This is a genomic window from Enterobacter vonholyi (assembly GCF_008364555.1).
In the GTDB taxonomy this organism is placed as follows: domain Bacteria; phylum Pseudomonadota; class Gammaproteobacteria; order Enterobacterales; family Enterobacteriaceae; genus Enterobacter; species Enterobacter vonholyi.
Window position 1 is genome coordinate 1 of the sequence record NZ_VTUC01000034.1, and the last position, 546, is coordinate 546.

Annotated in this window: 1 protein-coding gene; it reads right to left on the reverse strand. The window is 56.8% G+C overall.

Annotated elements, in window-relative coordinates; genetic code table 11:
- A partial coding sequence (locus tag F0319_RS18840; RefSeq protein ID WP_149367549.1) for a DUF2800 domain-containing protein occupies positions 1-546 on the reverse strand: 546 nt, incomplete at both ends.

Sequence of the window (546 nt, forward strand, 5' to 3'; positions counted from 1 at the left end):
CGATTGCAGCCTTAGCGCGGGCGCTACACTGATCCGCAAATCTGCACCACTGACACGCATCAACGCTCGGTCGGAAGTCGGCACGGGTTAGTCCCTTTTTGCCGCGGGCGTACGCTTCCAGGGCGGCGATAGCACGCTTGGACGCAAACTTAGCGAATATCTCCAGGGCTTCTACCGAAATATCCCACTCCGACGCCCCGCCGCAATACGGCTGGAAGATAACCAGGCGCACGGTCGTAATGTCGTACATGGTTTTCAGCTTGCGCAGCAGGCCCAGCGCATACAACATAAGCTGTTTGTTTTCTTTCGCCTCGACCTTATGCCGCCCAGTCTTCATGTCGCCAACAATCAGCATGTACGTGCCGTCGGTCTTCTTCATGACCATGACCATATCTGCAGTACCGAACGTCTTAACCCGGTTGCCGTCGATCTCGAAGCCAGAGTGTAGGACGCGGGTCAGATCGGCGCGCATCTCAAGCTGAACAAACTCCGCCACTTCGAGGAGCGGTCGCCAGTGGTCGATGTATGCGTCGCACTGTTTCACCA